This is a genomic window from Streptomyces sp. NPDC002671, assembly GCF_053592475.1.
Map to the genome: position 1 here is coordinate 152,993 of NZ_JBSFVU010000009.1, position 13,583 is coordinate 166,575.

A 13,583-nucleotide genomic window follows, 5' to 3' on the forward strand; every position below is an offset into this window, starting at 1 on the left:
TCACTCGACCACGTGCCGCCCCTCGGGGCGTGCGCTGCACGAGGCGCGGAACGCGCAGTAGGTGCAGTGCTGGCCGGTGGTCGGTGTGAACCGCTCGTCGAGGACCTTTCCGGCGGCGGTGGCCAGCAGCTCGCCGACCCACCCCCCCGCCAGCGGCTCCTGCGCCTGCACCTTGGGCAGGCTGTCGCCGCCGTCCCGCTTGGCCGCGCCCTGTCTGAGGTGCACGAGTTCGGCGCCGCCGGGTTCGGGCCGTACGCCGTCGAAGGCGGTGTCCACGGCGCCCTCGCGGATCGCGAGCTGGTAGACGGCGAGCTGTGGGTGGCGGCCCACTTCGGCGGCGCTGGGCGCCTGCTTGCCCGTCTTGAAGTCCACGACGTAGGCGCGGCCCTCCCCGTCCACCTCGACGCGGTCCATCTGGCCGCGGACGCGGACCTGGTAGTCGCCCGCTTCGAGGGTGACGTCGAAGTCCTGTTCGCTCGCCACGGGCGTGCGGCCGGTGCGGTCGAGAACGTGCCAGTTGAGGAAGCGTTCGAGCGCCGCGCGCGCGTTGTTCTTCTCCTGCTCCGACTTCCAGGGCGCGTCGAAGGCGAGCGCGTTCCACACCGATTCCAGGCGCTCCATGAGGACGTCCAGGTCGGCGGGGGTACGGCCGGAGGCGACCTCGTCGGCGAGGACGTGGACGACGTTACCGAAGCCCTGCGCGGCGGTGGCGGGCGCGTCGGCCTTCACCTCGCGGCCCAGGAACCACTGCAGGGAGCAGGTGTTGGCGAGCTGGTCGAGGGCGCTGCCGGAGAGCACGACGGGCTGGTCGTGGTGGCGCAGCGGCACCTTGCTCTCGGTCGGCTCGAACATGCCCCACCAGCGGAAGGGGTGCGCGGACGGCACCAGGGGGCGGCCGTCCTCGTCGGCGAGCGCGGCCAGTCTGGCCAGGCGGCGGGCGGCGGCCTCCCGGAGGACGGCGGACGCGCGCGGGTCGACGGTGGTGGCGCGCAGCTCGGCGACGAGCGCGGCCACGGACAGCGGGCGGCGGGGGCGGCCGGTGACGTCCCGGGGTTCGACGCCCAGCTCGCTCAGGAACCGGGAGGGCTGGTCACCGTCGTCGGCCGGTGCCTTCACGGCGGTGACGACGAGGCGTTCACGCGCGCGCGTGGCGGCCACATAGAACAGGCGGCGTTCCTCGGCGAGCAGCGCACCCGGGGTGAGCGGTTCGGCGAGTCCGTCGCGGCCGATGCGGTCGGCCTCCAGCAGCGAGCCGCGGCGGCGCAGGTCGGGCCACAGACCCTCCTGGACGCCCGCGACGACGACCAGCCGCCACTCCAGGCCCTTGGAGCGGTGCGCGGTCATCAGGCGGACGGCGTCGGGCCGTACCGCGCGGCGGGTCAGCGTGTCGGCGGCGATGTCCTCGGCCTCGATCTCCTCCAGGAAGTTCAGCGCGCCGCGGCCTCCGGTGCGTTCCTCCGCACGCGCGGCCGTGGCGAAAAGCGCGCACACGGCGTCCAGGCCACGGTCGGCGTTGCGGCCGGCCGCGCCGCCGCGCCGGGCGGTCCGCTCCAGGCGCGTGGGCCATGGTGTGCCGGCCCACAGGTCCCACAGCGCCTCCTCGGCCGTGCCGCCGCGCGCCAGGCGCTCACGGGCGGTGCGGAGCAGCGCGCCGAGGCGCTGTGCCCCGCGCGCGTACGCCGGGTCGTGCACAGCCAGGCGTTCGGGCTCGGCGAGCGCCCGCGCGAGCAGCTCGTCGGAGGGCGGCGGGAACGGGTTCCCGGCGGCTCGCTCCTCCTCGCGCAGCGCGCGCCCGAGGCGGCGCAGGTCGGCCGTGTCCATGCCGGCAAGGGGGGAGGTGAGCAGGGTGAGAGCGGTCTCGGCGTCGAGCCAGGCGGTGTCGGCGGCAGGCGCTTCCTGTGCGGAGCCGTGTGCCTGCGGCGCCTTGCCGGCCCCTGACGCCTGTGCTGTCTCGTCCGTGCCCGGTGTCTGCGCCGCCTCGTCGGTGTCCCGTGTCTGCACCGTGTCCTCGGTGCCTGGCGCCTGTGCGGCCTCGCCGGCGCCCGATGCGTGCGCGGCCTCCTGCACCGACGCAGCCTCCTCCGTCCGCGCCACCTCCTCGGAACGGCGTGCCTCAGCGGTCGCCACCGCGCGGAGTGCCGTCAGGAGTGGGGCCACCGCGGGCTCGTGCCGGAGGGGAAGGTCGTCGCCGTCGATGTCGAGCGGGACGCCGGCCGCGGTGAGGGCGCGGCGGAGGGTCGGGATCGTGCGGGATCCCGCGCGCACGAGGACGGCCATGTCGCTCCACGGAACGCCGTCCTCCAGGTGCGCCCGGCGCAGGATGTCCGCGATGTTGTCCAGCTCCGTGCCGGACGTCGGGTACGTGTAGACCTCGACGCGACCGCCGTCCCGTACCGGGGCGGGCTCGCGGTGGGCGCGCACCTTGTCGGCGGGCAGCCGGGTCAGCGGCATGCGCTGGGTGATCAGGCGGGTCGCGGCCAGCAGGGCGGCGCCGGAGCGGCGGGAGGTGCGCAGCACCTCGACGGGGGCGGGCCGGCCGTCCGCGCGCGGGAAGGCCACCGGGAAGTCGAGTATGCCGTTCACGTCGGCGCCCCGGAAGGTGTAGATCGACTGGTCGGGGTCGCCGAAGGCGACCAGGCTGCGCCCGTCACCGGCCAGCGTGTGCAGCAGCCGTACCTGGGCCGGGTCGGTGTCCTGGTACTCGTCGACGTACACGGCGTCGTACTGGGCGGCGAGCCGCGCGGCCGTGTCGGGGCGGCGGGCGAGCAGGACCGCGCGGTGGACCAGTTCCGCGTAGTCGATCACCCCCTGCAGGTCGAGCACGTCGAGGTATTCGGCGAGGAAGGCGGCGGCTGCACGCCAGTCGGGGCGGCCGATGCGGCGGGCGAAGGCGTCCAGGGTGTCGGGGCCGAGGCCCAGCTCACGGCTGCGCGCGAGGACGGCGCGGACCTCGTCGGCGAAGCCGCGCGTGGTCAGGCAGGCGCGCAGTTCGTCCGGCCAGCGCACGTGGGTGAGGCCGAGCCGCTCCAGCTCGGGCTGTCCGGCGAGCAGGCCGCGGACGGTGACGTCCTGTTCGGGGCCGGAGAGCAGGCGCAGCGGCTCGGCGAACAGGCCGCTGTCCTGGTGGGCGCGGACCAGGGCGTAGGCGTAGGAGTGGAAGGTGGTGGCGCGGGGCGCGCGGGCGGCGCCGATACGCAGGGCCATGCGGTCGCGCAGGTCGACGGCGGCCTTGCGGCTGAACGTCAGCACCAGGATGCGTTCCGGGTCGCAGCCGCGGGCGATGCGTGCGGCCACGGACTCGACCAGGGTCGTCGTCTTGCCGGTGCCGGGGCCCGCGAGGACGAGCAGCGGTCCGGTCCGGTGATCAACCACGGCACGCTGAGCGGCGTCCAGACGAGGGGGATCCACCCGGACCGGCTGGGTACGGACCAGTCGGTAAGCGCCACGGCTCCCCTGCCGCACCGGGGGGTGCGGCAGGCGCCTGGTGGAGGAAGAGGAGCTCACGTGGTTCGCCGGTCCTGGTGGTCGTGCTGGTGGGCAGGCGGTCACGCGTGCGAGGCGGTGGCCGCGGGGTGACGGGGACACGTGCAGCCGACGCTACGCCGCCGCTCCGGACGGAAGCAGGGCTTCCGCTTCATCCCTCGCGGCGCTCGCGCCACGCGCGTCCCACATCCCACGAACGTACGTCATGCCACGGACGTCCCCCATGTCCCTCGTACGGGCCACAGGCTCCCCCCGACGGCATCCGATGGCGGAAGCTGTCAGGTGTGACCCTCCGCGCCCGCGCCGCCGTCCCATCGCGCCCGCCTCATGTCGAGCCGCGGCAGATGGCCCTCGGTGCTCCTGCCCGCCTCCTTCAGCGGTGTGCCCTCCGCGCGGTAGTGGGCGAGCGCACGCAGCTCGTGCCCGGGCAGCAGCACCCCGTCGGCGCGCACCACCCGCCACCACGGAACGGCGCCCCCGTAGAGGGCCATCACCCGGCCGACCTGGCGGGGCCCTCCCTCCTCCAGCCACTCGGCGACGTCGCCGTACGTCATGACCCGGCCGGGCGGAATCCGCTCGGCTACGTCCAGGACCCGCTCGGCGTACTCGGGCAGCGCGTCCGCGTACTCCTCACGGGTGGCCTCGGCAGGGCTCTGCTCGCTCATTCGTCCCATCCTGCCGCACCCCGCCGACAGCGCGGCGGGAGCGGTCCGAAAGCGGCCCCTCGCTCCTCGGCGGCGCTTCCGGCAGACTGTCCGCCCCCGCATCTGCACCCTGATGCCCGCGGGTGTCGGTGCGGCATGCCACCATCGTGCGGGCGGTGACTGGTGATACGAGACCAAGAAGAGACCATGAAACAGCAGGGCGTGCACCCCGAAGGCGCGGCGGGCACCCCTGACGCCGCCGCGCGCCCCGGCACCGCCCGCGCGGGCCAGGGCGACGACACCGGTACGCAACGGGACGACCCCGGTACGCACAAGGACGACACCGGTGTGCACGGAGACGACGGCACGCGCGCGCGTGACGACGACCACGGTCCGGGCGCCGAGGACGACCCGCACACCGACGAGGTCGAGGGCGACGAGCCGCTGCTCCCCGCGCGCGTGCACCGCCCCTCCGACCTCATGCGGCTGCTGGTGGGCGTGCTCGCGATCGTCGTGCTGCTCGCGATCGCCGCGTTCGCGCACGGCACCACCTCGGGCCTCGAACAGGACATCAACAAGGGCACCGGGCAGGCCCCCGACCTGCTGATCAAGATTGCGGGACTGGCGTCCAGCATCGCGATCCTCCTGGTGCCGGTCGCCTTCGCGATCGAACGACTGATCAAACGGGACGGGCTGCGCATCGCCGACGGCGTCCTCGCGGCGGTACTCGCCCACGGAGTGACCCTCGCCACCGACCTGTGGGTCGCCCGCGCCGCCCCCGGCTCGATCCAGGACGCGCTCACCCAGCCCTCCCCCGGCGACATCCACGCGCTCACCGACCCCGTGCACGGCTATCTGGCGCCCGTCATCGCCTACATGACCGCCGTCGGCATGTCCCGCAGACCCCGGTGGCGCGCGGTGCTGTGGATCGTGCTGCTGCTCGACGCGTTCTCGATGCTGGTCACCGGCTACACGACCCCCTTCTCGATCATCCTGACGGTGCTGATCGGCTGGACCGTCGCCTACGGCACCCTGTACGCGGTCGGCTCCCCCAACGTGCGGCCCACCGGGCAGACCCTGCTGGCCGGCCTCAGGCACGTCGGTTTCCACCCCGTCGGCGCCGCCCGCGAGGAGGCCACGGACGCGGAGAACGGCGACCGCGGCCGTCGCTACTTCGTCACCCTGGAGGACGGCCAGCCGCTGGACGTCACGGTCGTCGACCGGGAGCAGCAGGCCCAGGGCTTCTTCTACCGCGCGTGGCGCAACCTGACCCTGCGCGGCTTCGCCACCCGCTCCAGCCTCCAGTCGCTGCGCCAGGCACTGGAGCAGGAGGCGCTGCTGGCGTATGCGGCGATCGCAGCGGGCGCCAACGCGCCCAAGCTGATCGCGACCTCCGAGCTCGGCCCCGACGCGGTGATGCTCGTCTACGAGCACACCGGCGGGCGCATGCTGGACTCGCTGGCCGACGACGAGATCACCGACGAGCTGCTGCACAACACCTGGCACCAGGTGAAGGCGCTCCAGTCACGGCGCATCGCGCACCGCCGGCTGGCCGGTGACGCGATCCTGGTGGATCGTTCAGGCAGGGTGATCCTCTCCGAGCTGCGTGGCGGCGAGATCGCGGCCGGCGAACTGCTGCTGCGCATGGACGTGGCGCAGCTGGTCACCACGCTCGGCCTGCGGGTGGGGGCCGAGCGGGCGGTGGCCTCGGCGGTCGGTGTGCTCGGCCCGGACGCGGTCGCGGACTGTCTGCCGATGCTCCAGCCCATCGCGCTGACGCGCTCCACGCGCGCGACGCTGCGCCGGCTGGCCCGGGAGCGCGCCCAGCGTGAGCGCGAGGCGGTGCTGGAGGCATCCCGGCAGGCCAAGCTGGCCCGCCTGGAGGAGGCGCCCGAGACGACCCGGACCGCGCTCGAAAAGCCGGACAAGAAGGCGGTCCGCGCGGAGCAGCGCGCGGAGAAGCGGGCCATCGACGAAGCCCTCGAAGAGGCGCGTGAGGAGGATCTGCTCACGCAGATCCGGCACCAGGTGCTGCGGATCAGGCCCGAGGCCCCCGTGGAGCCGGCCCGCCTGGAGCGGGTGCGCCCGCGCACGCTGATCAGCTTCATCGCCGGCGCGATCGGCGCGTACTTCCTGCTGACCCAGCTCACCCACATCCAGTTCGGCACGCTGTTCGCGCAGGCCCAGTGGGGCTGGGTGGCGGCGGCGGTGCTGTTCTCGGCGCTCAGTTACGTCGCCGCGGCGATGGCGCTGCTGGGGTTCGTGCCCGAGCGGGTGCCGTTCCTGAGGACGGTGGCCGCGCAGGTCGCCGGGTCGTTCGTGAAGATCGTGGCGCCGGCCGCCGTCGGCGGTGTGGCCCTCAACACGCGCTTCCTGCAGCGCGCGGGCGTACGCCCCGGTCTCGCGGTGGCGAGCGTCGGCGCGTCACAGCTGTTCGGGCTCGGGGCCCACATCCTGATGCTGCTGTCCTTCGGCTACCTGACCGGCACGGAGAAGACACCGTCGCTGTCACCGTCCCGGACGGTCATCGCGGGTCTGCTGACCGTGGCGGTGCTTGTGCTCGTGGTCACCTCGGTGCCGTTCCTGCGGAAATTCATCGTCACGCGCGTGAGGTCGCTGTTCGCGGGTGTCGTACCGCGCATGCTCGACGTGCTTCAGCGTCCGCAGAAGCTGGTCACCGGCATCGGCGGGATGCTTCTGCTGACCGCCTGCTTCGTGATGTGCCTGGACGCCTCCATCCGGGCCTTCGGCGACGGCTCGGCCTCGCTGAGCATCGCCAGTGTGGCCGTGGTCTTCCTCGCCGGAAACGCCCTCGGGTCCGCAGCCCCGACGCCGGGCGGCGTGGGCGCCGTGGAGGCGAGCCTGACGCTCGGTCTGATCGCCGTCGGCCTCCCCAAGGAGGTCGCCGCCCCGGCCGTCCTGCTGTTCCGGCTGCTGACCCTGTGGCTGCCCGTGCTGCCCGGCTGGCTGGCCTTCAACCACCTCAGCCGCAAGGGAGCCCTGTAGGAGCCGGCTGCGGGCGGGGCCGGATCACGCACCCACGGCCTCCCGGGACGTACCTCGTACGGCCCGTGCCCCGCGCGCCCCGGCGTACGCGCCCGCAGGATGGGACCATGGCGAACCCCTCCCGGCTGCGGGCCGCAGTGCTGACCACCACCGCCGTGCTGCTGTCCACGCTGCTCGCCGGATGCGGCGACAACGGCAGCGAGGTCGGTGACCTGGCGGCGCAGAAGCTGGACTGGAAGGACTGCCCGGCCCCGTCCGAGGCGGAGGGCGGCGGCACTGCCCCCTCCCCGCTGCCGAACGGCACCAGGTGGCAGTGCGCCACCATGAAGGCACCCCTCGACTGGAGCAAGCCCGAGGGCGACACCATCAACCTCGCCCTCATCCGCGCCAGGGCCAGCGGCGCGGCGAGCAAGCGGATCGGCTCGCTCGTGTTCAACTTCGGCGGCCCCGGCGGCAGCGGCGTCACCACGCTGCCCGCGTTCGGCGCGGACTACACCACCCTGCGCACCCGCTACGACCTGGTCAGCTTCGACCCGCGCGGGGTCGGCCGCAGCGCGCCGGTGAAGTGCGAGAGCGACAGCCAGCTGGACGCGTACTTCCAGCAGGACGCGACGCCCGACGACAGCGCCGAGCGCGCCCAGCTGATCAAGCGCACCCAGCAGTTCAACGCGGCCTGCGAGAGGAACTCCAAGACGATCCTGCCCCATGTGCGCACCACCGACGCGGCCCGCGACATGGACCTGATGCGCCAGGTCCTCGGCGACGACAAGCTGCACTACTTCGGCATCTCCTACGGCACCGAACTCGGCGGCGTCTACGCCCACCTGTTCCCCAAGAACGTCGGGCGGGCCGTCTTCGACGCGGTGGTCGACCCCACGCAGAACCCGGAGCAGAGCGCGCTGGGTCAGGCCCAGGGCTTCCAGCTCGCACTCGACAACTTCGCCCAGGACTGCACCTCGAAGATCACCGAGTGCCCGATCGGCGACACCGCCCAGGACGTCAAGAACCGCATCGCCAAACTGCTGGCGGACCTGGAGACGAAGCCGATCCCCGGTATCTCCCCGCGGCAGCTGACGCAGACGGCCGCGACCAACGGCATCGCGCAGTCCCTGTACTCCAAGGACTTCTGGCAGTACCTCACCGAGGGGCTTGAGCAGGCCTACGACGGCGACGGCAAGATCCTGATGGTGCTGTCCGACTCGTTGAACGGCCGCAGCGAGAACGGCGAGTACAGCAACATCACCGCGGCGAACATCGCCATCAACTGCGCCGACGAGAAGCCCCGGTACACGGCCGACTTCGTCCAGGGGAGGCTGCCCGAGTTCCGTTCCGCCTCCCCGGTGTTCGGGGACTTCCTGGCCTGGGGCATGGTCAGCTGCACCGACTGGGCCGTGCCGGGCGCCGCCGACCATCCCGACGTCAGCGCGCCGGGGTCGGCGCCCATCCTCGTCGTCGGCAACACCGGCGACCCGGCCACGCCGTACGAGGGCGCGAAGAAGATGGTGGATGCGCTCGGCCAGGGTGTCGGCGTCGAGCTGACGTACAAGGGCCAGGGGCACGGTGCGTACGACAGCAAGAACAGGTGCGTGCAGGCTGCGGTGAACGGTTATCTGCTGAACGGGACGGTGCCGAAGGCCGGTACGGTCTGCTCCTGATCTCCCCCTCGATTCCCCGGCCGATTCCCTCCGACCCAGCCGGAGAGCCACACAAAATCGCAGGTCACAGCGTTATCCACAGGCTGTCACGAGCTGTGGTCCGGCGGCCTAACATGGCCTCATCGCTCGCCGCGGACGAGACGCGGGGGGCCTGTGAGGGGGGTGCGCATGCCTCGATTCCCGCGGTGGCTGGCCGCCGCGACAGCGGCGCTGCTGTTGGCCGGGTGCGGTGGCGGCTCGTCAGGTGGGGGCGGAAGCGAGGGCAAGGGGGCCGGCGGCCGGTCCACTCCCCCGTCGTCCGCGCCGTCCGCTTCCGGGGCCCTTCCCGCCTCGCTCACCGGGCAGCGCCTCGACTGGAACCGCTGCAAGGCCACGGCGGACTCGGGCGCGCCGGGCGACGACTGGCGGTGCGCGACGCTGAAGGTGCCGCTGGACTGGTCGAAGCCGGACGGTACGACGATCGGGCTCTCTCTCATCCGCGCGCGGGCGACCGGCGGCCACCGGATCGGCTCGCTGCTGTTCAACTTCGGCGGCCCGGGCGGCTCGGGCGTGTCGACGATGCCGTACTACGCGGGCACTGTCTCCAAGCTCCAGGAGCATTACGACCTGGTGAGCTGGGACCCGCGCGGGGTCGGCGCCAGCGAGGGCGTCCGCTGCCGGAGCGACCGGGAGCTCACGGCCGAGGAGGACGTGGACGCCACGCCGGACACCCCGGCCGAGGAGAAGGCGTACTTCCAGGACGCCACCGACTTCGGCAAGGGCTGCCAGAAGGCCGCCGGCCCCCTGCTGGCCCACGCGTCGACCACCGACACCGCTCGCGACATGGACCTGATGCGCCAGGTCCTCGGCGACGACAAGCTGCACTACTTCGGCATCTCCTACGGCACCGAACTCGGCGGCGTCTACGCCCACCTGTTCCCCAGGAACGTCGGGCGGGCCGTCCTCGACGCGGTGGTCGACCCGACGGCGGACGCGGTGGGCCACGCCGAGAACCAGGCCCGCGGCTTCCAGCGGGCCCTGGACGACTATCTGAAGTCCACCGGCCAGAACCCCGAGCAGGGCTCGCGGAAGATCGCGGACCTGCTGCGGCGGATCGACGCCCGGCCGCTGCCCACGTCGTCGGGGCGGAAGCTGACCGAGACGCTCGCGGTCACCGGGATCGTGCTGCCGCTGTACAGCGAGTCGAGCTGGGGGACGCTGACCGGCGCGCTGAAGTCGGCGCAGCAGGGCGACGGTTCAGGGCTGCTGGCGCTCGCGGACCGGTACAACGAACGGGACTCCGCGGGACACTACGGCACGACGAGCCACGCCCAGCGGGTCATATCGTGCCTGGACGACAGGCAGCGGCCGACCCTTGCCGAGACGAAGAGGCTGCTGCCGGAGTTCGAGCGGATCTCTCCGGTGTTCGGGGACTTCCTGGGCTGGGACACGGCCGGCTGGTGCCACGACTGGCCGATGCCGGGCCAGTACGACACCCCCGAGGTCAGCGCGCCCGGTGCGGCACCGATCCTGCTGGTCGGCAACACCGGGGACCCTGCCACCCCGTACGAGGGCGCCCGCAGGATGGCCGACGAGCTGGGCAAGGGTGTCGGCGTCGAACTCACCTGGAAGGGCGAGGGACATGGGGCGTACGGCAACGGCAGCGACTGCGTCGACTCGACGGTGGACGCGTACCTGCTGAACGGGACGGTGCCGAGGGACGGCAAGGTCTGTTCGTGAACGCGCGACGGGTTCCGCGCGCCTGCTGTGCGCGGAACCCGTCACGGAAGGGGAGGCGAATCTCCTGGTCAGTAGACCGGCTTCTCCGGTTCGATCTGGTTGACCCAGCCGATGACGCCGCCGCCCACGTGGACGGCGTCGGCGAAGCCCGCGGACTTCAGGACCGCGAGGACTTCCGCACTGCGGACACCCGTCTTGCAGTGCAAGACGATCTTCTTGTCCTGCGGGAGGGACTCCAGGGCGGCGCCCAGGAGGAACTCGTTCTTGGGGATCAGCTTGGCGCCCGGGATGGAGACGATCTCGTACTCGTTCGGCTCGCGGACGTCGATGATCTCGATGTTCTCGCCCTCATCGATCCACTCCTTGAGCTGCTTGGGAGTGATCGTCGAACCGGCGGCGGCCTGCTGGGCCTCCTCGGACACGACGCCGCAGAAGGCCTCGTAGTCGATGAGTTCGGTGACGGTCGGGTTCTCGCCGCAGACCGCGCAGTCCGGGTCCTTGCGGACCTTGACCTGGCGGTACTGCATCTCCAGGGCGTCGTAGATCATCAGGCGGCCGACGAGCGGCTCGCCGGTGCCGGTGAGGACCTTGATCGCCTCGGTGACCTGGATGGAGCCGATGGACGCGCACAGCACGCCGAGCACGCCGCCCTCGGCGCAGGACGGGACCATGCCGGGCGGCGGGGGCTCCGGGTAGAGGCAGCGGTAGCAGGGGCCGTGCTCGGACCAGAAGACCGAGGCCTGGCCGTCGAAGCGGTAGATCGAGCCCCACACGTACGGCTTGTTCAGCAGCACGCAGGCGTCGTTGACCAGGTAGCGGGTCGCGAAGTTGTCGGTGCCGTCGACGATCAGGTCGTACTGGCTGAAGATGTCCATCACGTTCTCGGCTTCGAGCCGCTCCTCGTGAAGGATCACGTTCACGTACGGGTTGATGCCCAGGACACTGTCACGCGCGGACTCGGCCTTGGAACGGCCGATGTCGGACTGGCTGTGAATGATCTGGCGCTGCAGGTTCGACTCGTCGACCTCGTCGAACTCCACGATGCCGAGGGTGCCCACGCCCGCGGCGGCGAGGTACATCAGCGCCGGCGAACCCAGGCCGCCGGCGCCCACGCAGAGCACCTTGGCGTTCTTCAGCCGCTTCTGCCCGTCCATCCCCACGTCGGGGATGATCAGGTGGCGGGAGTACCTGCGGACCTCGTCTACGGTGAGCTCGGCAGCCGGCTCGACCAGGGGTGGCAGCGACACGGGGACTCCGTTGGTCGGTCAATCATGACGGTTGTTCTCTCCGTAACACTGCCATGGCCATTTTCATTCCGAGACACCCGTCCCGATACGCGAGACAATTTCGTCCCAGTACCCGGGCATGGTCTCCCAGGGGTCGGCCTGGCCTCGGTGATCCGTGCGGTCGGTGACGTAGATCGTCGCGGCGCCCTGCCAGCGGGCGATGCGCAGCGCCTCCTCCAGGTGGCCGCGGGGCACGCCGTGCACGAAGTGGCAGAAGCGGTCGGGCGGATAGTCGGCGGTCCACTCGGCGACCTGCGAGAAGCGGTAGTCGGACCAGGGGCCGCTGAAGGTCACGAGCTGATCGGCGTACTCCGTGTACCCGGGATGCGGGTGGCTGCCGTGGCCGAGGACGATGTGGGCGGTGTCACTGATGGCCCGCAGGGCGGTGGTCGTACGGCGGACCTCTGCGAGCGCGGTGCGTTCGGTGGGGCGGCGGTGCAGCAGGAAGCCGTCGACCCGGTACCAGTCCAGGTAGCGGTGTGCGTCGGCGAGCAGGTCGCCGAAGGCGCGGTCGCCGTGGACCGCGTCCAGGTGGCCGAGGACGCGGACGCCGGCGGCCCGCAGCCGCCCGGCCGCCTGGAGGCAGTACGGGTCGGGGCGGGTGCCCGGCCCGGCGGCGACGTCGAGCACCACCCAGTCCAGCGGGGTGCCGGGGCGGGCGAGTTCGGCCCACTGGGCGGGGGCCACCAACGGGTGGGCGAAGCCGGGGATGCCGAGGGCGGTGCGAACGCCGGTGCCGGTGGCGCCCGCTGGGGCTGTGGTGCTGGTCAGATGCGGCATGCCGCCTCCATCCAGATGTCGGCCAGGGATTCTTCGAGGTTGATGCGCGGCCTCCAGCCGAGCCGGTCGCGGGCGGTGCGCACGTCGGCCTGCTGCCAGCTGCCGCAGCCGTCCGGGTACGGGAACGCGACCGGGGGCGCGTGGTCGGAGTCTGCCCGGGGGTGGCCGATGGCGGTGCGCAGGGGGCCGGGCGGGGCGTCGAGTTCGTGGAGGGCGCCGCCGTATCCGGCCACGCGTGCGAGGACGGTGGCAGCGTCCCTGAGGCGGACGGCACGGCCGGAGCCGATGTTGATGACGCCCTGCGCGGCGGAGAGCGAGGCGGCGTGTACCGCGCGGGCGACGTCGCGCACGTCCACGAAGTCGCGCTGGACGCCGAGGCCGCCGAGTTTGAGTTCGCCGTCGCCGGACTGCATGGCGCGGCGCATGGCCTCGGCGAGGCGGCCGAGCGGGGAGCCGGCCGGGGTGCCGGGTCCGGCGGGCGAGAAGACGCGCAGGACGACGGCGTCGAGGCCGGAGCCGAGGACCAGTTCGGTCGCGGCGAGCTTGCTGACGCCGTACGGGCCGCCGGGGCGGGGGACGGCGTCCTCGGCCGTGGAGGAGCCGGGCTGGCTGGGGCCGTACTCGGCACTGCACCCGATCTGCACCAGGCGGGCGCCGCAGCCGCTGCGGCGCAGGGCCTCGCAGACGGTGGCGACGGAGACGGTGTTGTGCCGGGTGAGTTCGCGGGCGCCGCCGCGGGTGGCGCCCGCGCAGTTGACGACGACGCCGGGGTGCACGGCGTCGAGGAAGCGGGTGAGCGCGCCGGGGCTGCCGGTGGCGAGGTCGAAGCGGACGTCGGCGTCGTCCCCGCGGCCGAGCGCGGTGAGCTGGACGGCCGGGTCGGCGAGCAGACGGTCGGCGACGAAGCGGCCGAGGTATCCGTTGGCTCCGATCAGCAGAACCCTCATCGGGCACCTCCGGGGGTGTACGCACCGGCGGCTCCGGACGCTCCGGGTCGGGAGGTGGTCATC

8 protein-coding genes are annotated in these 13,583 nt (G+C 72.5%); 3 read left to right on the forward strand and 5 right to left on the reverse strand.

What is annotated here, in order from left to right; translation table 11 throughout:
• Together ACWD35_RS16235 and ACWD35_RS16240 are read right to left on the reverse strand one after the other, a co-directional pair.
• Complete coding sequence (locus tag ACWD35_RS16235; RefSeq protein WP_451351872.1) at positions 1-3,504, reverse strand: ATP-dependent helicase; 3,504 nt, start codon at positions 3,502-3,504, stop codon at positions 1-3.
• Between the two features lie 257 nt (positions 3,505-3,761).
• Positions 3,762-4,148 (reverse strand): MGMT family protein, encoded by a 387-nt coding sequence (locus ACWD35_RS16240; RefSeq protein WP_451351873.1) that lies wholly within the window; start codon positions 4,146-4,148, stop codon positions 3,762-3,764.
• 186 nt (positions 4,149-4,334) lie between these two features.
• On the opposite strand from ACWD35_RS16240, the gene ACWD35_RS16245 reads away from it, so the two are divergent.
• The 3 genes from ACWD35_RS16245 (at position 4,335) to ACWD35_RS16255 (ending at position 10,507) form a co-directional block, all read left to right on the forward strand.
• Positions 4,335-7,133 carry a lysylphosphatidylglycerol synthase domain-containing protein gene (locus ACWD35_RS16245; protein ID WP_451351874.1) on the forward strand — a complete coding sequence of 933 codons (2,799 nt, stop codon included), beginning with the start codon at positions 4,335-4,337 and terminating at the stop codon, positions 7,131-7,133.
• A gap of 107 nt (positions 7,134-7,240) precedes the next feature.
• Complete coding sequence (locus tag ACWD35_RS16250) at positions 7,241-8,788, forward strand: alpha/beta hydrolase (RefSeq protein WP_451351875.1); 1,548 nt, start codon at positions 7,241-7,243, stop codon at positions 8,786-8,788.
• Between the two features lie 168 nt (positions 8,789-8,956).
• Positions 8,957-10,507: an alpha/beta hydrolase gene (locus ACWD35_RS16255; RefSeq protein WP_451351876.1), complete on the forward strand. Its 1,551-nt coding sequence runs from the start codon at positions 8,957-8,959 to the stop codon at positions 10,505-10,507.
• A gap of 68 nt (positions 10,508-10,575) precedes the next feature.
• On the opposite strand, the gene moeZ is transcribed toward ACWD35_RS16255, so the two are convergent.
• From moeZ to ACWD35_RS16270, 3 genes are all read right to left on the reverse strand, one after another.
• Complete coding sequence (moeZ, locus tag ACWD35_RS16260; protein ID WP_451351877.1) at positions 10,576-11,754, reverse strand: adenylyltransferase/sulfurtransferase MoeZ; 1,179 nt, start codon at positions 11,752-11,754, stop codon at positions 10,576-10,578.
• A gap of 63 nt (positions 11,755-11,817) precedes the next feature.
• Entirely contained in the window at positions 11,818-12,573 is a 756-nt protein-coding gene (locus ACWD35_RS16265) for a spherulation-specific family 4 protein (RefSeq protein WP_451351878.1), read from the reverse strand.
• Complete coding sequence (locus ACWD35_RS16270; protein ID WP_451351879.1) at positions 12,561-13,520, reverse strand: NAD-dependent epimerase/dehydratase family protein; 960 nt, start codon at positions 13,518-13,520, stop codon at positions 12,561-12,563. The genes ACWD35_RS16265 and ACWD35_RS16270 overlap by 13 nt, the downstream gene beginning before the upstream one ends.
• Between the last annotated feature and the right edge of the window lie 63 nt (positions 13,521-13,583).

What these genes read in the sequence shown, in the direction of transcription:
- ACWD35_RS16240 (WP_451351873.1), bottom strand. Translation starts at nt 4,148, where the DNA reads ATGAGCGAGCAGAGCCCTGCCGAGGCCACCCGTGAGGAGTACGCGGAC.
- ACWD35_RS16245 (WP_451351874.1), top strand. Translation starts at nt 4,335, where the DNA reads ATGAAACAGCAGGGCGTGCACCCCGAAGGCGCGGCGGGCACCCCTGAC.
- ACWD35_RS16250 (WP_451351875.1), top strand. Translation starts at nt 7,241, where the DNA reads ATGGCGAACCCCTCCCGGCTGCGGGCCGCAGTGCTGACCACCACCGCC.
- ACWD35_RS16255 (WP_451351876.1), top strand. Translation starts at nt 8,957, where the DNA reads ATGCCTCGATTCCCGCGGTGGCTGGCCGCCGCGACAGCGGCGCTGCTG.
- ACWD35_RS16265 (WP_451351878.1), bottom strand. Translation starts at nt 12,573, where the DNA reads ATGCCGCATCTGACCAGCACCACAGCCCCAGCGGGCGCCACCGGCACC.
- ACWD35_RS16270 (WP_451351879.1), bottom strand. Translation starts at nt 13,520, where the DNA reads ATGAGGGTTCTGCTGATCGGAGCCAACGGATACCTCGGCCGCTTCGTC.